The 20,150-nt window shown below is 55.5% G+C and carries 12 protein-coding genes; 4 read left to right on the top strand and 8 right to left on the bottom strand.

Features of this window, described 5'->3' with window-relative positions:
• Positions 1 to 80: 80 nt before the first annotated feature.
• From KVT34_RS24980 to KVT34_RS24960, 5 genes are all read right to left on the bottom strand, one after another.
• Positions 81 to 329 carry a hypothetical protein gene (locus KVT34_RS24980; RefSeq protein ID WP_254635122.1) on the bottom strand — a complete coding sequence of 83 codons (249 nt, stop codon included), beginning with the start codon at positions 327 to 329 and terminating at the stop codon, positions 81 to 83.
• Between the two features lie 220 nt (positions 330 to 549).
• The gene (locus KVT34_RS24975) at positions 550 to 1,476 is read right to left on the bottom strand and encodes a DUF4340 domain-containing protein (RefSeq protein ID WP_217562177.1); all 927 of its coding nucleotides are present in this window, start codon (positions 1,474 to 1,476) and stop codon (positions 550 to 552) included.
• Complete coding sequence (locus tag KVT34_RS24970; RefSeq protein ID WP_217562175.1) at positions 1,473 to 2,861, bottom strand: GldG family protein; 1,389 nt, start codon at positions 2,859 to 2,861, stop codon at positions 1,473 to 1,475. Before KVT34_RS24970 ends, KVT34_RS24975 begins: the two co-directional genes overlap by 4 nt.
• A gap of 5 nt (positions 2,862 to 2,866) precedes the next feature.
• The gene (locus KVT34_RS24965) at positions 2,867 to 3,583 is read right to left on the bottom strand and encodes an ABC transporter permease subunit (protein WP_217562172.1); all 717 of its coding nucleotides are present in this window, start codon (positions 3,581 to 3,583) and stop codon (positions 2,867 to 2,869) included.
• Positions 3,576 to 4,979, bottom strand: coding sequence for an ABC transporter ATP-binding protein (locus KVT34_RS24960; protein ID WP_217562170.1), 1,404 nt, complete (start codon positions 4,977 to 4,979; stop codon positions 3,576 to 3,578). Before KVT34_RS24960 ends, KVT34_RS24965 begins: the two co-directional genes overlap by 8 nt.
• A 261-nt stretch (positions 4,980 to 5,240) precedes the next feature.
• On the opposite strand from KVT34_RS24960, the gene KVT34_RS24955 reads away from it, so the two are divergent.
• Positions 5,241 to 5,747: a sigma-70 family RNA polymerase sigma factor gene (locus KVT34_RS24955; RefSeq protein ID WP_254635121.1), complete on the top strand. Its 507-nt coding sequence runs from the start codon at positions 5,241 to 5,243 to the stop codon at positions 5,745 to 5,747.
• Positions 5,740 to 7,062: a DUF4179 domain-containing protein gene (locus KVT34_RS24950; protein WP_217562168.1), complete on the top strand. Its 1,323-nt coding sequence runs from the start codon at positions 5,740 to 5,742 to the stop codon at positions 7,060 to 7,062. Before KVT34_RS24955 ends, KVT34_RS24950 begins: the two co-directional genes overlap by 8 nt.
• Positions 7,063 to 7,131: 69 nt before the next feature.
• Here the strand turns inward: KVT34_RS24950 and KVT34_RS24945 are convergent, their stop codons facing one another.
• Positions 7,132 to 9,798, bottom strand: coding sequence for a U32 family peptidase (locus KVT34_RS24945; RefSeq protein ID WP_217562166.1), 2,667 nt, complete (start codon positions 9,796 to 9,798; stop codon positions 7,132 to 7,134).
• A 331-nt stretch (positions 9,799 to 10,129) separates the two neighbouring features.
• Positions 10,130 to 12,202 carry a glycosyl hydrolase family 18 protein gene (locus KVT34_RS24940; RefSeq protein WP_217562164.1) on the bottom strand — a complete coding sequence of 691 codons (2,073 nt, stop codon included), beginning with the start codon at positions 12,200 to 12,202 and terminating at the stop codon, positions 10,130 to 10,132.
• 805 nt (positions 12,203 to 13,007) lie between these two features.
• Between KVT34_RS24940 and KVT34_RS24935 the strand changes: the two genes are divergently transcribed.
• Positions 13,008 to 14,393 carry a glycine--tRNA ligase gene (locus KVT34_RS24935; RefSeq protein WP_042233715.1) on the top strand — a complete coding sequence of 462 codons (1,386 nt, stop codon included), beginning with the start codon at positions 13,008 to 13,010 and terminating at the stop codon, positions 14,391 to 14,393.
• Between the two features lie 163 nt (positions 14,394 to 14,556).
• Here KVT34_RS24935 and KVT34_RS24930 read toward each other — a convergent pair whose 3' ends face one another.
• On the bottom strand, positions 14,557 to 16,701 hold the full coding sequence (locus KVT34_RS24930) for a methyl-accepting chemotaxis protein (RefSeq protein WP_217562162.1): 2,145 nt from the start codon (positions 16,699 to 16,701) through the stop codon (positions 14,557 to 14,559).
• 179 nt (positions 16,702 to 16,880) lie between these two features.
• Here KVT34_RS24930 and KVT34_RS24925 point away from each other — a divergent pair, with 179 nt between their 5' ends.
• Positions 16,881 to 20,102: an FG-GAP repeat domain-containing protein gene (locus KVT34_RS24925; RefSeq protein WP_217562160.1), complete on the top strand. Its 3,222-nt coding sequence runs from the start codon at positions 16,881 to 16,883 to the stop codon at positions 20,100 to 20,102.
• Positions 20,103 to 20,150 lie beyond the last annotated feature (48 nt).

The following is a 20,150-nucleotide window of genomic DNA, read 5'->3' as shown; positions in this document are numbered from 1 at the left end:
TGCAGCCACCTCCATTTAGTTCATAAGGTCTGTTCATAAAGATCCTCTACAGCTTAGAGCCGGAGATTTAAGGTGCCGGTTCATAGTTCCGTGCTTCTCAGCGCAGTCAGAAGCTGCCGGGCACAACCGAGCCGGAGCACGGCCAATTGCTCCAGCACTCCCCTCAGCTCTACATCCGTTGAAGATTCCGCTTCTTCGGCACAACGTTTGGCCAGCGTATGTTCAAAACGAATCAGGTCCCCTAACGATTGAAGCTCCGGAAGAGTGACCCTTTCCAATTGTTCTTCTTTGTAAACGACACGATGCTCCCCGGCATGACTGATTGCCATTCCCTCAACCCCCTGATCGGATGTTTTTATTAGCATGCCCATTTTTTACCCATCCTATGTAACTCACTCCCCCTTAGCACAAGCGGCTCAAAGCAAAAAAAAGAATAAAAGCATCGTGCGCTTTTATTCTTCAGGTTCCTTCCGTCTAATAACGGAGGGAATGCAGACAGCATTCTCTTTTTCAAGGACTTATATAAAGTTCTGCGGGCATGAGGACCTATTAAGGCTGCCCCTTTTTCACATTGGAAGACGCTATTTCTTCCATGGCCGCCTGCGGAATGGCATAGACCCAATCTCCATCCTGCTTGGCAATCCATACGGATTTGCCGTCGGAGCGGCCACTGTACGTATCTTTTATCTCTTTGCCATCCACGGTCCGCATAACTTCCAGCGTCCATTCCCCCGGCTTAATCGCCATATCGGTGGCCCGTTTAGGCATTTCTTCCGTTTTCATGAACAGCAGCTTATCCAGAACCTGAGTCGCTTCCGCCCCCTCGATCTCACGATCCGGCAGCTTCCATTTGGACTGGGCCGCCGATTTATCCGCTTCGTTCTTCGTCAGGGACCATTTATGATCCTTCCAGGAGAACGTGACGCTTTTTACCTGATCGTAATCGAATTTGACCGGACTCGTTTCCACGAAATCCAGCGGCGACTTATTCAAGACGGATAACGAGGATTCTCCCACTTGGTAAACGGTAGGAGAGCTTCCCAATTGTACATAAACATACCCTTCCACCGGCGTAGGCGAGCCCGCCTTCACTTCCTGGGAAGTGCCGTCCGCAAGCTGTACCTTATAGACGGATGAAGGCTTGTCGAGCCCGTATTTGGCCAGATCCGACGCCTTATCTTCTACGATCCTTTCCTGTGTCAGCAAATTAAAAGAATCCATCCAGCCTTCGGTTAAGTTAGGGTTAAGCGGAGCAGCCGAAGGCTTGGTCATCGACCATTCGCCGTCCTTACGGACCAGTTCCGTCTGCTGGTCTCCGCTCAAGATGGAGAAACTTTGGACATCCGTAACATTTACATGGACAAGAGGCTTAGATGTCTCCGCTTCTTTTTCCTTGAAAAAATCCTGGCTCCAGGCATACCAGAGACCGCCCAGAAACACGAGAATCAAAAGCAGCGCGGGCGCGAATTTTTTCACCCTTTTCTCCTCCTCCACCAGATAAACCCGCCGAGCAGCAGGAAGATCAGCGGCATAAAGACGATCGCCACGAAAAAGATCGTTTTGGCCTGTCCCGGCGTTAAAGCAGCGGTTTGATACGCTTCGTTCTGTCTGGGCCGGATCGTCACTTGATCTTTCTTCTCCTGAAGCCACCCGATGCTGTTCATCGCAAAATCGCGGTTGCCCTGCACGTTGATCTCCTGATCCATCAGGAATGTGGAACCGCCCAGTATGACAGCCTTAGGCTTGCTGTCTTTATCTTCTACGGCATAGCCCAGGTTGAGCGGGCCCTTCACATCTTTGTCGTCCTGATTCGTCTGGGATTTCATCAACCCTGCGATATCCGTTTCACCGTAGGCTTGAGCCGACGTCTTCAAGATCGGCGTGCTTTTGAAATCGCCCTCTTCCTGGGCATTCAGGGCAACTGCCAGCGACATCATCGTTAGGAGATTGTAGTTTTTCAGCTTTGTCGTAATATCGTGATCCCCGTACTCCGGAATAATCGTAAGCGGATCGTACAGGGTGCTCTGCTTCGCTTCGATGGCGACCGCATGCTGGTCCTTAACACCGTACGTATTCATGAGAGCGTCAATGTTTTTCCATTTGGACGCCATTTCCTGGCTGAAGCCCAGGGAGACGTACAGCTTGCCTTTTCCGCTCAGGTACTGCTTGATCAGTTCCGCCTCTTTGTCGTTCAAATCGGTTTGGGGACCGATCAGAAACAGCATGTCGGCATCGTCCGGAATTTTGCCTTCCCGGTATAGATTAAGATCTTTAACCGTATAGTTTTCGCCCTCCAAGCTTGATTTCAAAACGGTCATTTCCTGGAGCGTGATTTCCTGGTGCCCCGATAAGAAATACACCGTATGCTTCTCGGTGCTGGTCAGGCTTTTGACGGCCTGAGTCATCTTCTCTTCCCCGGCAAACTGATAAGATCCGGAGCCTTGACCGGCCGTGAACATTTCCTGGAAGGTGATCACTTTTTTCTGGCTTCCGCTTTCGAAAACAAGACTGCTCTGCTGAACGCCGTACTGCTGGACTTTGGAAGGCTCTTTCAGCATGTCGTACTGGTTATACGTAATCTTGCCCGTACGCTTGCTGTATTCCTGAACCATATCCGTCACTTCGCGGGTCAGCACGCCGTCCGGATCCTCTTGAGGATTCGTAAAGGCCGTGACATGAATGTCCTTGCCCAGCTCTTTCAGAGTTCCCAGCGTTTGATCCGAGAGTGTGTACATTTTGTTTTTGGATAAGTCGAGCTGAAAATCTTTCAACGAATGGAGAAAGAAGGTCAGCAGAATAAAAATTCCGATGACGGCGACTGAAATCACCGCCGTATTTGTACCGCGCAGCCATTTCTTCATCGCTGTCACCTCCACCGTTTTCTTTCAAGAGTCTGCATGCCGAGAATAAGGAACACAGCCGCAAGCGTCACAAAGAAAAGGATATCCGCTCCTTGAAGAATCCCCTTCTGCATATTGGCCATCCGGCCGCTCATCGAGAATTGGATAATCCAATCCCGGAACTTGCCGCCGAATCCGTCAGCCATCCAGTCGATCAGCCAGAAAAACAGAAGAAAGGCAAAACCCGCAATTCCGGCCACCATCTGGTTGTTGGATAACGTGGAGGCAAACAGGCCGATCGCCATCATGGCGGCTCCCAGCAGGAACATGCTGAGATATGACAGCCACAGGACCGGCTGGTCCAGCGTGCCGAAGGCCGACATGATCAGCGGGTAAACCAGACTGCACAACGTAAGCAGGAATTGGACGATAAGAGCGGCCAGGTACTTGCCCAGTACAATTTCGCCGATTCCGGCAGGTGAAGTAAGCAGCAGCTCATCCGTACCGTGACGGAATTCATCCGCCACCAGACGCATCGTCAGCAGCGGGATGATAAACAGGTAAATGAACGTGATATTACCGACCACATACCGGATATCGATCAGGCTGGGCTGCACCATGACAAAATTCAAGTAAAACATAATGCCCGACACCAGCACATAAAAAGCGAACGCGACATACGAGGTCGGCGAATAGAAAAACATTTGCAGTTCTTTCGAGCAGATCGCCCACGTTCTACGCATCTTCGCCGTCTCCCTTCGATTGGTCTACCTCCGCGCTTCCGGACTTATCTCTCAGCGGCAGCCATTTGCTTACACGGTCCAGCCTGGACGGCTGTCCCGGACGGCTCTCCGGCTCGTCTTCGGCAGACCCGGACAAGCTCTCGTCTGTCGTCAGCTTAAGGAAAATATCCTCGAGGCTGAGGCTCTCCCGCTTCATCTCCAGGATGGGATACCCGGCTTCCGCCAGACGGAAGAACAGCGGCTCGCGGATGTCCGTGCTATCGGCTGAAGAGACGAGCAGCTTGACCGTATCCGGGGCAGTTTCCCCCGAAGAAGCGGTCTGCTGCCCGCCGGTCTTCGCCTGCGGTGCCGCCGAGGCGCCTGCTCCGGCTGCAGCCGGCTCTTCGAGGGCCCCCGATCGGGGCCCTCCGGGGCCGTCCGCCTGCACCGTGGAGCCAGCTGAGCCTGTCGGCTCTGCCGCTGCATCCGGCGAGGCCGGCGCCACTGCGGCCGCCTCTGCAGCCTCGCTCGCGGTATCGCCCGCACCGCCGGATGCCGCTCCCGCTTCCGCGTCAGCCGCGTTGCCCGCCCCGGACACAGCCGCCAGGGCACCGGCGAGGCCAAGCGCCGCAGCAGCGGATGTACCGTCCGCCAGCTCCCGCACAGCGGCAATGCCGGCGGTAGAGCCCAGCAGCGAGATGATTTCCTCGCGCGGGCCCTTCACTTCCAGCGACACTTCGAAGGTGTCGCCCATCGTCGCGCCGAGCATCTCCGGCTTCTCGTCGAGCACAATCTGCCCCTGATTAATAATAAGCACACGGTTGCACAGCGTGTTCACTTCGGGCAGAATGTGCGTGCTGAGCAGCACCGTATGATTTTCGCCCAGTTCGCGGATCAGGCTGCGGATTTCAATGATCTGCTTCGGGTCCAGCCCCGAAGTGGGTTCGTCCAGCACAAGCAAATCGGGTTTGTGAACGATCGCCTGCGCCAGCCCCAGACGCTGCTTATACCCTTTAGATAAGCTGCGGATGATCTGGTTTTCGCGCCCGTTAAGCCCCAGCTTGTCAATAATTTCGTTAACCCTGCCTTTTTGGGCCCGGACAGGTACGTCTCTGAGATCGGCCACAAATTTCAGGTACGACCGTACGGTCATTTCCGGATAAAGCGGCGGCGTTTCTGGCAAATATCCGATCTTGCGCCTTGCCTTGCGGGGATGATCCGCCATAGACAAGCCGTCCACCAGGATGTTCCCGCCCGTCGGATTCAAGTACCCCGTAATCATCCTCATGGTAGTCGTTTTGCCTGCTCCGTTAGGCCCCAAAAAGCCCACGATTTCCCCGCGCTGCATGGAGAAATTGATCTCCCTGACTCCCCGGGAGTTTTCGTAGAGCTTGCTGACTCCGTTCACTTCCAGCAATCCTGCCCCCTCCTTTTCAACGTTCAAATAGGTGTTCACCAGTCACATGTTCCGGAATGGATAGACAACGTTCTTTTGTAGAAGCCGTACTCAATATATCCAGGACACAATAAAACAAGCTTAAACAAAACTGAATTTCGGATTAAAAAAATGTGTCAAAATTGTGAACAAAATATTTCCGCCGGAACTCCGACGATTCCCTCTTCTGCTCCGTCTAATACAATAGAACCTGGAAGGAGGGAGCTTTTTCTGGACACCGAAATGCTGGTCCGGGCGGCACGAAACGGGGACGATCAGGCTTTTACCCGGCTTATGGATGAAGAAAAAGCAAGGCTGTACCGAATCGCTTACGCCTACCTTCACAGCCAACCGGACGCGCTGGATGCCCTGCAGGAAACGGCTTTCCGCGCTTACCGTAATATTCGCAAGCTGAACGATCACACGCTGTTTTCCACTTGGGTCACCCGTATTCTATTGAATTATTGCGCCGATGAACGGAAGCGCCGAAACCGTCCCGTTTATCCGGATTACACGTCAGCGAAAGAAGTTTCCGGCCCGAAGCCCGACAACCTGGATTTATATATGGCCTTGGACCGCCTGCAGCCTTCCGAAAAACAACTCATCATCCTCAAATATATGGAGGACTGGACATACCCTCAGATCGCGTCCTTGCTGCAAATGCCGGAAAGCACGATCAAAACCAGGGCGCGCAGGGCGCTCGACCAGTTAAAATCAATTCTCGGAAGGGAGGACGAAGCCTATGGATGAGAAGGATTGGCTGCAAAAAGAACTGCTCGGAACCACAGACGTGGAAATACCCCCCGAGGCGGATTTGGCTATAGCACAAGGCATTCAAAGAGCAAAAGCGGTGCGGCGGCGTAACCGGACGTTCTTAACCGCTGCGGCTTCCCTTGTCTTGCTGGTGTCGGTGTTTGGGACCATGATCCATGTGTCTCCCGCCTTCGCCGCTGCGATTCGTCAAATTCCGGGTATGGAGATTTTCGTCCGGATAATGGGCACCCAGGATAAAGGGCTGGCGCGAGCGGTCGACAACGAATTTTTTCAACCGATTAACATATCCCACACGCAAAACGGAGAAACCGTCACGCTCAACGGAGTCATCGCCGATGAATCGCGGATCGTCGTGTTTTATTCCTGGCACAGAGAACACTCTGCCTGGAAAAGCGGCCCTGAGGTGAAACTGAATCCTGCTGACGGGAGCTACATGCCGGCTGTTATCGGTTTTCAGCATTCGCCTGTCCCGGCCGAACCTGTAACTTCGGGCAGTGACTATTTGGATGCCATGCTCGTAGAAGGGACCCCGATGCCGGACGATTTTATTTTCGAGGTGAAGCTTGCCGGAGATGACGGACCGGTCTGGAAAGTGCCGTTCAAGCTCGACCGGGAGCTGTTCATGAACCGGGCGGAAACCATTCCGATCGGCAAAAGCGTCTTGATCCAGGGTCAAACGGTCACGTTTAATGAAGCCAAGCTTTATCCGACCCGCATTTTACTCGACGTTTCGTACGAGGAAAGCAACACCAAACAGCTTTTCGGGCTGCGCGACATTCATTTGGTCACCGAAAAAGGGGAACGTCTTTCGAATTGGGGCGCATCCAACAATAGCGAGAACAAAAAGATACTCACCTTCGAAAGCTCCTATTTTACCCAACCGAAGGAACTGTATTTGGAAGGAAGCCTGGTGACCGCTTTGGACAAAGACCAATTGACCGTGAAACTAGATGTGGCGAACAAACAGATCATATCTCCCGACAATCGGCTTCAGCTTGTGAAGCTAACCGACATGGGCGACAGCTACGCCGTGTCCCTTAAATTAAGCGGGCTGGATTCCTCCTGGGACAAAATGAACTACACAACTTGGAGCGACTGGAAAGATGCGAACGGAAATACTATCGAAGTATCCAACCATACTTCAAGCAGGACTTTCAGAGAAGAGCCCGAATCCAACGAATCCTTGGAATCTTTCACGATTCCCAAAAAAGACTGCGGAGGCGTGCTGACCACTACCTTGCAAGAGTGGCCGAATCCTCTAAGAGAACCGTACCGCATTCGTATCAAGTAACGGCATCATACTAATCAAAAAAGGCCCGCCGGTTTGCCGGCAGGCCTTTCTTTGTTCCGATCCGTTGCTTTATTCCATCGTATCCACACGGCCCCATTTAACAAGCTGGCCGCGGGTAACGCCGAGCTGATTAGTCGCTTTGAGCGTCTTCCACACCTGCGTGCCGGTAATGTTGCCACGGATCGCACGGCGGTACAGGTCCAGCACTTCCTTGACCTTCTCCGGCGATTCCTCCAGGAACTCGACGCGGTAGGAGCGTACGCCCAGCTCAAGGAAGTGGTTCAAGTACTCGGCGCCGGACTGCTCAATGGCATTGTAGACCGTGTTGCGGCAGCCTTCATCCACGCGAACCGGATGGGACATGCCGATCCGGTCCTGCAGAGAGGCGCGGTGATCTTCGCAAGGACGCCCGCAGTTCGTGAAGTCGGTGCCTTCGCTCATAAACGTGCAGTACACGCAGTGCTCCGTATGGAACATCGGCATATGCTGCTGGATCACCATCTCCATCTTCGACGTATCCGTGCGCGACAGCATATCCACCATCTGCTGGATATTCAGATCGTACGAAGGAGTGACCATGGAGCATCCGGCATCCACGAAGAGCGAAGCCGTCTTATGGTTGGCGATATTCAGCGAGAAATCGCCGATCAGCTCCGGCTGGTACTCCTCCGGGTTCTCCGCGCGGTACTTCATGAAGAAGTACATCGCGCCGGTATTCCGGATAAGCACCGCATCCGGCCGCAATTTCAAAATATTGCGGAAGTAGCCGGTCTCGCCCGGCATATGAATGCGCGGAGTCGCCAGCGCAATCTTCTTGCCCGCGGCATGAGCGGCCTCCACGGCGGCCGGGAACTGCTTGATGAACTCGAAATCGGCGTAGATCATATCGACGTCGGTTTCGACGGCCGCAAGCACCTGCTCGATGCCGCGGCAGAGTGCGGTCAAGCGCACGCCGTAAGGCTGCGCTGCCTGTCCGCCAGCGGCTCCGGTGCCGTCTGCGGCCTTGCCTGCCGCGTCAGGCGTGTGCGCCGGAGCCGCTTCCGCAGACTCCTGCCGGTCGGCCGCATCCGCCCGGCCGCTTGCCCGGCGCTCTTCGGCGCTCACCGGCACCTGCAGCAGCTGCTCGTCGGCGTAAGCGTCGACCTCGCGCTTCATGTACCGGCGGGGCTTCTGGCGCTCGGCTTCGAGCAGCTCCACGGCGCGGCGGCGCAGGGCATTCAGCTCGCGCATCGGGACGATCACGTCGCCGCTAAGCTGGACGTCCAGTCCGGCCAGCTCGAAGATCGTGCCGCCGAGACGTCCCAGCTGCTCCGCCAGCACCTCTTCGCCGAGAGGGCGCTTCAGGGCCGCTTCCAGCAGCGCTTCGCTTTCCACGAACACACTGTGGTTCGAGGATGGATCACTCCACCAGCTCTTCAGCGGCTGGCCTGCCGCCCCGGTGACGCGCACGTGAACCGGGAACGTACGATACGGCTTCTCAGTTTCGTACGTTTGACGCAAGCGCTTGTCGAGCGCCGGATCGCTCGTCTTCCAGATCCGGTCTCCGACGCGGACACGTCCGAGATCCACATCGTTGCGACCCGGCACGATTTCGATCAGGCCGCCCTCGGCTTCGCCTTCCATCTTGACGCCTTTGCGGCGCAAGTCGTACACGCGGCCCCCTTCTTCCTTCTTCGTCGGGTCGCCCGCATCGAACACGATCCCGTCTCCGCGTTTGAGCGGCGCCTCAATCTCACAAATGACCGCATCGCGCAGAACCTGCTTCACGCGGCCGAGGAATACGCCGCGGCTCTTCGGGAACGTGCCGTCCACGAGCTTCTTGTTGTTCGTTCCTTCGAGGAACCCGCTCGTGAATCCGCGCGAGAAGCTCTGCTGGAGCTCGCGGATATCTTCCTTGGACGGCTTCGCATCCTTCCCGTCGAAATACGCGTCGATAGCCCGGCGGTACTTGCTCACGACGTTGGCCACGTACTCCGGACTTTTCAGACGTCCTTCGATCTTGAACGAGGTGACACCCGCTTCGATAAGCTGCGGAACCAGCTCGATAGCGGCCAAATCTTTAGGCGACAGCAGGTAAGCTACGTCTCCCATCGGTTTAGGCTCTCCGTCGACGATCAGGTCATACGGCAGCCGGCAGGCCTGGGCGCATTCTCCGCGGTTTGCGGAGCGTCCGCCCCACATTTCGGATGTCAGGCATTGTCCCGAATAGGAAACGCACAGCGCGCCGTGCACGAAAACTTCCATCGGAAGCTTCGCTTGGTCGCCGATCGTTTTGATCTGCTTCAAGTTGTTTTCGCGTCCGAGCACGACACGTTCGATCTCGAACGGTTTTGTAAACTCCACCGCTTCCGGCGAAGTAATGGTCATCTGCGTCGATCCGTGGATCGGAAAATCCGGAGAGATGTCGCGGATCATTTTGACAAGGCCCAGATCCTGTACGATTACCGCGTCCACACCCGCATCCACACAAGCCTCGATGAGTTCTTTCGCATCGCGAAGCTCGTCCTCAAACACGAGAATATTAAACGTCAGGAACCCTTTGACGCCATATAAATGTAGAAACGACATAATGTCGGACAATTCATCCATCTTGAAATTGTGCGCGCGTGCACGGGCGTTGAATTTCTCAACCCCGAAAAAAATCGCATTGGCGCCGTTCGCTACGGCCGCCCGCAGACAATCCCAGTCGCCGGCAGGAGCCAGAAGCTCTATATCTTCTCTGCGTAAAGATCGCATGATTCATATCCTTTCATTGTGCAAATCAGGTAACATAACTAGTGTACCTTTGTGAATGTTCGCCCGCAACCCGCAAAAGCCCCCGCGGCGTCCTTTTTTTGTCACCAGATCGAAAAAATAAGCATTCCGGGCGAATTCGCCCGTACGAGACCTCGCAGCCTGACACTTAGAGACCGCTCACCTCTGTAAACGGCCTATTTTAATGCATCTTATAGAAAAAGCAAGAAAGCGAACCCTTCGTCCTCATCGTCCCTTTTCCATAGAAAAAGAGCGCCGTCCTAAGACAGCGCCCGCTTTTCTTCCTATTAAGAATCGCCAAATGGATAAGTGCTTAGTGAGGCAGATCGTTGGAAACGACCGTTTGCAGCGTTTTGTTGCTGTCGGCTTCCAGCTCCCAGAACATGACGCCGCGCAGCCCTTTGGACTTCGCATATTCATTCTTCGCGTGAATCGAAGCCTCGTCCTCGTAAGTGATGAAAATTTTGCTCGTCGGGTTGTACAGGTAAGGTGTCTTGGTCACGTCGTTCCAGTAACGCGTGAAGCCCAGGCCGCCCACTGTATATTTGCCGCTTGCATCTTTCGTCAGGTAGCCTTTGTTCTGCAGGTACGAGAAGTTGAACGTGGAGCCGTCCGAACCCGTGTTGGAGGAGCCGGAGCAGCTTTGATACAGGCCGTCGCCTTTGGCTCCCGCGCTGCAGCCGTTCCAGCCGTAACCGTAGAACGGTTCGCCTACCGTGATTTTGCTGGCCGGCACGCCTTTGTTCAGATAGATTTTGACAGCGGAATCCACATTAAACTGCGGAGTGCCCGCCGGATCGCTCGGATCGTTGTAAAGCGGTGCTACGTGATTGCTGGAAGAATCCCAAGGACCGTGGAAATCGTAAGTCATGATGTTGATCCAGTCCAGATAGTTCGCAGCTTGGGTGATCCAGTTCGAAGTGCCGCCCGCATCCGCCACGAAAGTGGAGTTAGCTCCCGACGCGATCGTGATATAGTACTGCTTGCCGTCCTTCTGACCGGCTGTGTCCAGCTGCTGGCGCAGAGTTTGCAGCAGCAGGATGTAGTTGGCTTTATCCGCCGCGCGCTGGCAGGTTTGACCGGAAGCGCATGGTACTCCGATGGCGTTCGGATATTCCCAGTCGATATCAATACCGTCAAAATTGTACTGGCGGAGCAAAGAAACAGCCGAAGTGGCAAAGTTTTGGCGGGCTGTCGCATCCGCGGCCGTGTTGGAGAACTGGTTGGACCAAGTCCATCCGCCGACGGAGAAGAACAGTTTCAGCTTCGGATTTTTCGTTTTCAGCTGAGCCAGTTTTTTCAGGTTCTCGTAGCCGCCGCCTTCGCCGACGTCATCGACATAAGGATCGCCCAGTACGATGGACCCGTTCGGTGCGTTGTTCGCGGAACCGTTGCCGTTCTGGCACGGCCAGGTTTGGGCATTCGGATTCTCAGGATCATTGGAAGGGTTGCCGTGTCTGCCGTTCCAGCAAATATCCAGGAACGCATAGTTGATCGCGGATATTTTCGTAGCGTCGACATTCGCCGGTGTGAAAGCCGGCGTATTGTACGAAGTCCAGCTAGGGAAGTAGGCGATAATCTCGTTGCTTCCGGCCGGCTGGTTCGTCGTCGTTGCCGTTACCGCCCCGCTTGCGGGAGACACGTTGCCAGCCGCATCTTTGGCTTTCACGGTGAACGTGTACGCTGTACTCGCCTGAAGGCCCGTCACCGTGTAGCTTGTCGACGATGTCGAACCCGCGAGGGCGGTACCGTTGTACACGTCGTAGCCGGCTACGCCGACGTTATCGGTAGAAGCCGTCCAGCTTAGCGCGACGCTGTTAGCGGTTACATTTCCGACTGTCACATTAGTTGGAGCAGTCGGAGCCTGAGTGTCAGGGGCAGCCGTCTTAACGGTTACCGCCGCACTGGCCGCGGATACATTGCCGGCAGCGTCTTTCGCCTTCACGGTAAACGTGTAGGACGTATTCGGCTGCAGGCCGGTTACCGTGTACGCAGTCGTCGTGGAAGTTCCGGCAAGTGCCGTACCGTTGTACACATCGTAACCGCTTACACCAACGTTATCGGTAGAAGCCGTCCAACTGAGCGCAACGGAGTTCCCCGTTACGGTACCCGCCGTCAAACCAGTTGGCGCCGTTGGCGCTTGCGTATCCGGAACGGCTGTCGACTTCTTCCAAAGCGCCGGTACGTTCGGCGGCTCCCAGCCCTGCAGTGCCGTGTGCGGCTGCACACATTCATAAAGCGATCCGCTGTAACTGACGACGTCGCCTTTCTTATATGCCGTTCCCGGTACCCATTCCGATGCGCCCAAAGCGCTCAGCGGCAAGGATACGAGCAGCAGCAGGACGACCAGAAGAAACGCTAACCCTCTTTTTGCTTGTCCATTCATCCGTTAATTCTCTCCCTTCATAATTAGGAAACTTCCCGGGACATCCCGTTTAGCCCATCCGGGCACAGCCGTCTCCTTGACTGTTGTTCGCATCTCGCTCGTAAGCCTGTCGTTTTTCGTCTATCTCCTCCTCCGAGTCTCTGCAAAAGTTAAATGGCTTTAACTTTACAGGCTGCAAAATGTGCATCTGCGGATGCATGCGTCCGGGTCAGTTTTATCACCGCAGTTCTCTTAATACCTAAACAGTTCGACTCTCCATATTTATTTCCTCCCTTTTCCAGAAAAATATTTTGAGTTCCGGCTGTGCGGCTTCCGCATTGATTTTTTGACGCAACTTAGGTAAACTATTCCCAACTGCATACGATGCGGCCGTGAAGGACCAATAGTACCTGAATTTCCTTCGAATCAGCGATCCGGGAATGGTGGAAGCCCGGGCAAGGAACCAGCGAAACGGCAGTCCGGAGCCGCGTGCGGAAAGAAAGGGGATGCGCCAGCCAGGCGCCATTCACCGCAATCCGATCCTTTGTCCGATAAGCAAGTGCCGGACGGGTACGGAATGACGGGGAACGGCGGATATCCGGGCGGAGCATCAACTAGGGTGGAACCGCGGGTGCTCAAGCTCTCGTCCCTAGGCATATCGGATGCCTGTGGGATTGGGGGCTTTTTCGATTGGGCGGCGGAAGGCTCCGTATGAATCTGCGGAGTCTGCTCAGACGGAAATTCCCATGACCCGGGCAGCGATCAGGCGATTTGGCTTGCATCATGTTTTAACCCATTCCCGAAATACGCAAAGGAGCGAACAAAAATGAGCGTCAACATGGATCAGATCGTAGCTCTGGCCAAACACAGAGGTTTTATTTTCCCGGGTTCCGAAATTTACGGCGGCCTGGCCAACACATGGGATTACGGCCCCCTCGGCGTAGAACTGAAGAACAACGTAAAACGCGCCTGGTGGAAAAAATTCGTCCAGGAGTCTCCGTACAACGTCGGTCTGGACGCCGCTATCCTGATGAACCCGCAAGCTTGGGTCGCATCCGGTCACGTCGGCAACTTCAACGATCCGATGATCGACTGCAAACAGTGCAAAGCCCGCCACCGCGCGGATAAAATTATCGAAAACGCCTTGGATGCCAAAGGCATCGAGCTCGTTGTGGACGGCTTGTCCTTCGATCAGATGAAAGCGCTGATGGACGAACACGAAATCGCCTGTCCGGATTGCGGCAGCCGCGACTTCACGGACATCCGCCAGTTCAACCTGATGTTCAAAACGTTCCAGGGCGTTACGGAGTCCAGCTCCAACGTCGTTTACATGCGTCCGGAAACCGCGCAGGGTATTTTCGTGAATTTCAAGAACGTACAGCGCACGATGCGCAAAAAGCTTCCTTTCGGTATCGGCCAGATCGGCAAAAGCTTCCGGAACGAAATCACACCGGGCAACTTCACTTTCCGCACGCGCGAGTTTGAACAGATGGAGCTTGAATTTTTCTGCAAACCGGGCGAAGACATGAAATGGTTCGAATACTGGCGCGCATACTGCCGCGACTGGCTCTTGAATCTCGGCGTAAAAGAAGACAGCATCCGTCTCCGCGACCACTCCGATGACGAGCTGTCCCACTACAGCAACGCCACAACGGATATCGAGTACCGCTTCCCGTTCGGCTGGGGCGAGCTCTGGGGTATCGCCGACCGCACCGATTACGATCTGAAGCAGCATATGGAACACTCCGGCGAAGATTTCAACTATGTGGATCAAGAAGCGGGCAACGAGAAGTACGTGCCGTACTGCATCGAGCCTTCGCTCGGCGCCGACCGCGTCACACTGGCTTTCCTGATCGACGCCTTCGAAGAACAGAAGCTGGAAGGCGACGACAGCCGCACCGTGCTTCACCTTCACCCGGCACTGGCTCCTTTCAAAGCGGCGATCTTCCCGCTTTCCAAGAAGCTGTCCGAAGGCGCGCAGGCGATCTTCTCCGACCTGGCCAAAAGCTTCATGGTCGATTACGACGACACCGGCTCCATCGGCAAGCGTTACCGCCGTCACGATGAAATCGGCACGCCGTTCTGCATTACGTACGACTTCGAGTCCGAACAGGACGGCCAAGTTACCGTTCGCGACCGCGACACGATGGAACAAACCCGGATGCCGATCAGCGAACTGAAGGCGTTCATCGAAAGCAAAGTTCAGTTCTAAGACGCAGGGAATTGACTAAAAAGCCCCTTATGAAGCGGGATACAGCCTGAAAAGAGAAAGGCTGCGTTCCGCTTCATAAGGGGCTTCCATACACGAAAAGCCCGGCCACCGCAGGATACTGCGTTGGCCGGGCTTTTTTTTCAATGGATTTACCGATCCGGTTCTACACCTTGAATTTCGTCAGCGATTCGCTCAACCGGCTGGAGACGTCCTCCAGCTTGCCGGACAGGTGTACCAGCCCTTCGCTCACGCTCTGCTGCTCGCTGCTCAGGGAAGCGACTTCCTCGCTTGTCGCGGAAGATTGCTCCGCAACGGCACTCACGTTAGTCATCGCATCGGCGAGCGTCAGCTGGGACTCGTTCAGCTCGTTGATGGAAGTCGAGACCTCATCCAGTTGGATGAGCAGATTGTCCATCTCGTTTTTAACGGAAGAGAACATCTGGTTCGCCTCCTTCACCGACTCCGTCTGTTCGCGGAACAGCGGATATGCGGCCGACAGCGCTTCTACCGTAGCGTCCATCTCGCGCTGAATTTCCTCAGTGATATGGGCTACGTTCACGATCGACTCTCTGGATTGATCCGCCAGATTGCGGATTTCTCCGGCAACGACCATGAATCCCTTGCCTGCCGCTCCGGCGCGCGCCGCTTCAATACTCGCGTTCAGCGACAAAATATTCGTCTGCGCGGTGATTTTCGTAAGGACATCAAGAATTTTACGGATAGAGCTGGTGCTTTGCTTAAGCGTATCGACCCGGTCTACGAGGGAGTGGGTCATCTGCTCGCTCTGCATGGTTTTCTGGGTCAACTCATCCATCTGCTCGATGCCCCGCTCACTCATCTGCTGCACTTCGGAAGTGGCGATAGACATCCGGATGTTCTTCTCGATCACGTATTTCATCTGTTCGGAAATTTTAGTGGTCAGATCGTTTCCGTTCTCGGCCGCAACCGCCAGGCTTGTCGCCCCTCCGGCGATATCTTCCGTAGCCGTCGCGATTTCCCGCGCCGACAGCGCGGTTTTCTTCGAAGCGTCCGTCAGCTCGCGCGCCGTTTCGAGCACGCTGTCCGCCGAACGGTTCGTCTGATTGACGAGATCCGTGATTTTGCTCATCATGCCGTTAAAGCTCTTGCCCACTTGGCCGATCTCATCTTGACGCTGGGTAAAGAGAGTGCGTACCGCCAGGTTGCCCTTCTCCCCTTCGTTCATCAGATGGCCCAGCTCGACCAGCGGTTTGCCGATCATACGGCTCATCAGCCAGCCGATCACGACCGCAAGCAGGGCAGAAATGATCGCCACCCAGACGGTCAGCGCGAAAATGCCGTTCGCTTTTTCCGTGATTTCATCCAACGGCGCGAAGCCGTAAATGAGCCAGCCCGTCTGTTTGCTTTTTGTATAAACGATCAGATTCCGTTCGCCGTTGACGTCCGCCTTCGTGCGCCCCTGATCCTGCAGCTCGCCTTCCAGTTTAACCTCTGCCGTCTGGCCGATATGGTCGGCTTTCTCAGTTACCATCAACTGCTGCTTTGTATTCATCGCTTCGATCCTGCCCGTCTGGCCGACGCGGATGCTGGAAAGCTGATTGTAGAGATAATCCGTCTTGATCTCCAACAGGACCATGTAATTGCTATGTCCGTAATCGTTCTTCATTACACGGGCTACACCGAAAGTCGGGAAAGAAAGCTGTGTAAAATAGCCGTTGATTTTGGAATCGAACCAGACCGCCTTGCCGTCCGCTTCCTTCACGTTTTTGATGAGAGCCGCATTCTCCTGGATGAGCTTCTCTTGGCCGTAGCCGGTGGAAACCCCTTTTTCGGTCATCGGAATGATGTAAATGCCTGCGACATTCTCATCCGTTTGCGAGTATTTCTTGAGGTTGCCGTCGAGATTCATCCGGGCGATGGCGATATCCGAGTCGGAAATATTCGGACGTGCAAGCTGATCCACCGAGGCTCCGACCGCTTTGTCGATCATGATATCCAGCGACATCTTCTCATAAGTCCGGAAAAGAAAATCCAGCTTTTCTCCCGTCTGGATTACGGTCTGTTGAGCCGCTTTCGATACTTCTTCTTCCACTACGCTGCTTGAAGTCTGATAAGACAGCGTCCCCACAATCAGAACGGCGACCAGAATACTGAGAAAAAAGATGACGAACAGCTTTGTTCCTACAGCTTTCAGCACGGGAACCGAAGTTCCTGCTCCTCCCGGGCCGGAAGGACTACCCGCCGCAGACTTGTTAGGCGCAAGGTTCTGTATCTTTTTGACCGCGCTCTGCCAGACACCGGCTGCTTTCTCACTCCACTTGTTACTCATAGCAACTCCCCATTTGTCAGAATAATTTTCGCATAGTAGATCTTCATCTTTTGTATATATCGGCGCCCCGGGTTTTATTTATGAACCTATTTTTCGGCAAAATTTTTCGGATTCGGCGAATGCGCGGAACCGCGGCGCAGCCGCCCCCAAAGTTAACAAATGGAGGGAGAAGTGCTATAATGGCAAGGATCATATACAAAAATCGAGGGATGAATTTGTCGAAAAAAAGAACCGCCATAGCGGTATTTTGCCTGGCCGCCCTTCTTTTGGCAGTCGGAGCGGCAGCCTTCCTCACCGGGAAGAAGGAGCAGGTCCGCCTGCTGTATGCAACCGGAGGCGATCGTTATGATACGGCGGCATTCGAACAGTTCCGGCAGTCGCTGGCGGCGAATCTGGAGCTCGAACGGAAGCCGATGGATGGATTGTCGGCCCGCAAGCTTCAATCGTACGATGCGGTCGTGCCGGATCCGGAGCTCGCAAACACACCCGACAACGGATACATCCAGAAGCTCCAGGACTATGTGCAGAACGGAGGGCATTTGCTTCTCGACAATGCGTTCGCAAGCAAGTTTCCCGCCGATTTTCTGGGAGCTTATCAGACGCAGCTCATAGCGCCGCCGCAGGCCAAACCGCAGTTTCAATATCCGGCCGTGCCGGTGAACGCTCAAGGCATGCAGGAAGTCATTAAACTTTTCAGCGATAATTTCTTCAAACGGGAAACGATGGACAATCTTCCGGGCTTCTATTGGGGCTACGGCCTTGATCCTTCAACGGCGCAGCCGCTGGTTACACTGAACGGACAAGCGCTCGTCGCCGTCAATAAGGTCGGCAAAGGAACGGTGCTCCTAAGCAGCACCTTCCTGCCTAACCGGTACTTTATTACGGGCTACGATCTTCAAAGCGGCATGGACCCCGCGCAGGGGTTCGGCAGCCTGGCCGCCAAGTACGATCAGCAGCGGAGCCTGAAACCGGGCACCGCCTATTTCGACAAGAAAGATCTGAAGCTGGAGCCCTACTTCAACTTCGCTTTCTCGGCGGCCAACGCCCAGTTCCGCACGGAATTTGTCTCTTACGTGTCCAAGGAAACCTTCGGGTACAGCGTGACCAAAGTGCTCGGGCCTTACGGGCGACCGGCCATGTCCTACCAGAACCATTTCGAGGCCATGCCGGCGTTCAAGGACAAGGAAGCGATTCAATGGGCGGAGCTGACGAAGAAGTACAATCAGATCCCGTCCTTCTCGCTGGTCCGCTCCGCCTTCTATTGGGGGCAGTGGAAAGAGAGCGTCTCCGTCCACTTGAACGGCGGATCCAACGAGAAGCCGCAGTTCAGCGGGGAGTCGCCCGCTTCTTATTACAGCAGCGGCATGCACCTGCAGTCCGAGGAAGGCGCCATACGCCTGGCGGAGTATCCGGACTACAAATCGCTGGCCGATCCCGTAGAAGGCCCGCATCGGCTCGTGCCGGCGTTCGCGGACCTCACCGGGGACGGGAAGGAAGACCTTCTCGCCGGCAGCAGCGACGGATACGTCTACGTGTATCCGAACCTCGGGCCGAAGCCGGAGGCTTACGAGCGCGATCCCGCGCCGGGCGGCCTCAAGCTGCCGGATGTGTACGGCAAGCCGGAGAAGCTGCTGCTGACCAGCGGCCAGCCGCTCAAGACCGGTCCGCATGCTTCCGTGCATGCGGTGGACTGGAACGCCGACGGGAAGATCGACCTTCTCGTCAGCGATGCCACCGGGGCCGTGCAGATCGCGCTCGGCCAAGGCGACGGGCGGTTCGCACCGCCGACCGCCCTGCAGGACCCGTCCGGGCCCATCAAGGTGCCCGGACCGGCCATCGCCGCCGCGGGAGACCTCGGCGGCCAAGGTTTCCCGGACCTGATCGTCGGAGACGCCGACGGCAAGGTCCGGGTGTACCGCGCGCCGCAGGCAGGCGCGCTGCGCCTCTCCGCCGGCGCCGTAGTCGCGGACGTCGGCGCCAAGTATGCCGCGCCGTCCGTCCGTGATATGGACGGCGACGGCCGGGCCGACCTCGTTGTCGGCAGCAACGAGGGAGATCTGCGCGTGTTCCGCCAGGAAAGCGGCGGAACCTTCACCGCCCAGGGAAGCGTAGGTGGCGCCACGCTGAATCAGATGGGCACGAACGCCCTGGTCGGCGGGCACAACTCCGTGCCGGTCTGGCACGATGTGAACCACGACGGCGTGGTGGACCTGATCGTCGGGCAGCTGGAATTCGGCTCGCCGGTTCCGGTCGACTCGCCCGCTTTCCCTTATAAGGCGGAACTGCAAGAGTTCCTGCAGTATACGAAGCAGAATCATCTCGAATTGTATCCGCACATTTATGTGCACAATTTCGTCAGCGACGCCCAGGAGAAGCAGGAAATCGCCCTGCACAAGCAGGCGTTCGAGAATCTCGGCCTTCCCTGGACGATGCCCGGAACGAACCAGCACACCTGGCGGATCAACTTCCCGGACCGGCTTCAGACGCTCCGCAACGAGAACGAGCAGGGAATCTGGTTCAACTTTGGCTTTACCCCGTCACATACGCCAACAGAGCCCCGGCTCGGTACGGATTACATCTGGGGGCTTCCTTTCCTGCTGACGAAGGACAAAAGCGGTAGCGATCAGCCTATGCTGATCTATACGCCGGCTCCGGTGCTTCGCAAAACGGGTGAAAGCTCTACGGTCGATATTTACGATTCTTATATCAAGCGTGATATGCCTATTGATTACTTCGAACACATCGAGTATCATTTCCCTGCCCGCGTAGGGGAACTGGAGGAGTTCGCTTCCTTCCTCGATGACATTCGGAATCAGTACGATTATAACTTTATGACGGAAACCCAAATGGCCCGTTCCTTCCTGACTACCTTGAAAACGCAGGTTACCGTGAAGCGCACCTGGGCCGACTATATCATGGACGAAGTGAAAGACCGGATTTCCGGCAAAGGCCTCCATCTGTCTCTCACGATCGGAGCGGATACGTCCGCCGTGCCGAAACAGGCGGCCGAGTACGCCAATACGCCTGGCGTCGTAGTGGAAAAAGGCGAGAAGTACGCGCCTTACTCCCTTGCCGCAAAATCCGACGTATATACCGAGCGCAGCGGCAAGCTGTACCTCGGCCTTGCCCGCGAGGCTCAGCTTCATATCGGCAAGCCTGCCGATGAAGCTCATATTGTCCGTGCCAATGTGCCGTTCGAGCTGGATACACGCGAGAGCGGCACCTGGAAGCTCAATTTGCAGGCGGCCGGTCTGCAGCAAATCAAGATCTACAGCCCGTCCGGGCTGACGATCCCGGGAAATCCGGCGGATATCAAGCTTGAACAGGATGCGGCAACCGGCATGTATACACTTACACGTTACGGAGACAAGACGACCATTAGCCTGTCTCTTAAAAAATAAACGGAGGGGCCGGTTAACGCCGTCCCGCTCCCGAGTGCAGCCGGTGCC

The sequence above is a fragment of the Paenibacillus sp. GbtcB18 genome, assembly GCF_019091125.1.
Lineage (GTDB): Bacteria > Bacillota > Bacilli > Paenibacillales > NBRC-103111 > Paenibacillus_F > Paenibacillus_F chitinolyticus.
Note: the sequence above shows the minus strand (reverse complement) of the source record. Positions and strands in the feature narration are given on the sequence as shown.

What these genes read in the sequence shown, in the direction of transcription:
- KVT34_RS24930 (WP_217562162.1), bottom strand. Translation starts at nt 16,701, where the DNA reads ATGAGTAACAAGTGGAGTGAGAAAGCAGCCGGTGTCTGGCAGAGCGCG.
- KVT34_RS24965 (WP_217562172.1), bottom strand. Translation starts at nt 3,583, where the DNA reads ATGCGTAGAACGTGGGCGATCTGCTCGAAAGAACTGCAAATGTTTTTC.
- KVT34_RS24950 (WP_217562168.1), top strand. Translation starts at nt 5,740, where the DNA reads ATGGATGAGAAGGATTGGCTGCAAAAAGAACTGCTCGGAACCACAGAC.
- KVT34_RS24935 (WP_042233715.1), top strand. Translation starts at nt 13,008, where the DNA reads ATGAGCGTCAACATGGATCAGATCGTAGCTCTGGCCAAACACAGAGGT.
- KVT34_RS24945 (WP_217562166.1), bottom strand. Translation starts at nt 9,798, where the DNA reads ATGCGATCTTTACGCAGAGAAGATATAGAGCTTCTGGCTCCTGCCGGC.
- KVT34_RS24925 (WP_217562160.1), top strand. Translation starts at nt 16,881, where the DNA reads ATGGCAAGGATCATATACAAAAATCGAGGGATGAATTTGTCGAAAAAA.
- KVT34_RS24970 (WP_217562175.1), bottom strand. Translation starts at nt 2,861, where the DNA reads ATGAAGAAATGGCTGCGCGGTACAAATACGGCGGTGATTTCAGTCGCC.
- KVT34_RS24980 (WP_254635122.1), bottom strand. Translation starts at nt 329, where the DNA reads ATGGCAATCAGTCATGCCGGGGAGCATCGTGTCGTTTACAAAGAAGAA.
- KVT34_RS24955 (WP_254635121.1), top strand. Translation starts at nt 5,241, where the DNA reads ATGCTGGTCCGGGCGGCACGAAACGGGGACGATCAGGCTTTTACCCGG.
- KVT34_RS24940 (WP_217562164.1), bottom strand. Translation starts at nt 12,202, where the DNA reads ATGAATGGACAAGCAAAAAGAGGGTTAGCGTTTCTTCTGGTCGTCCTG.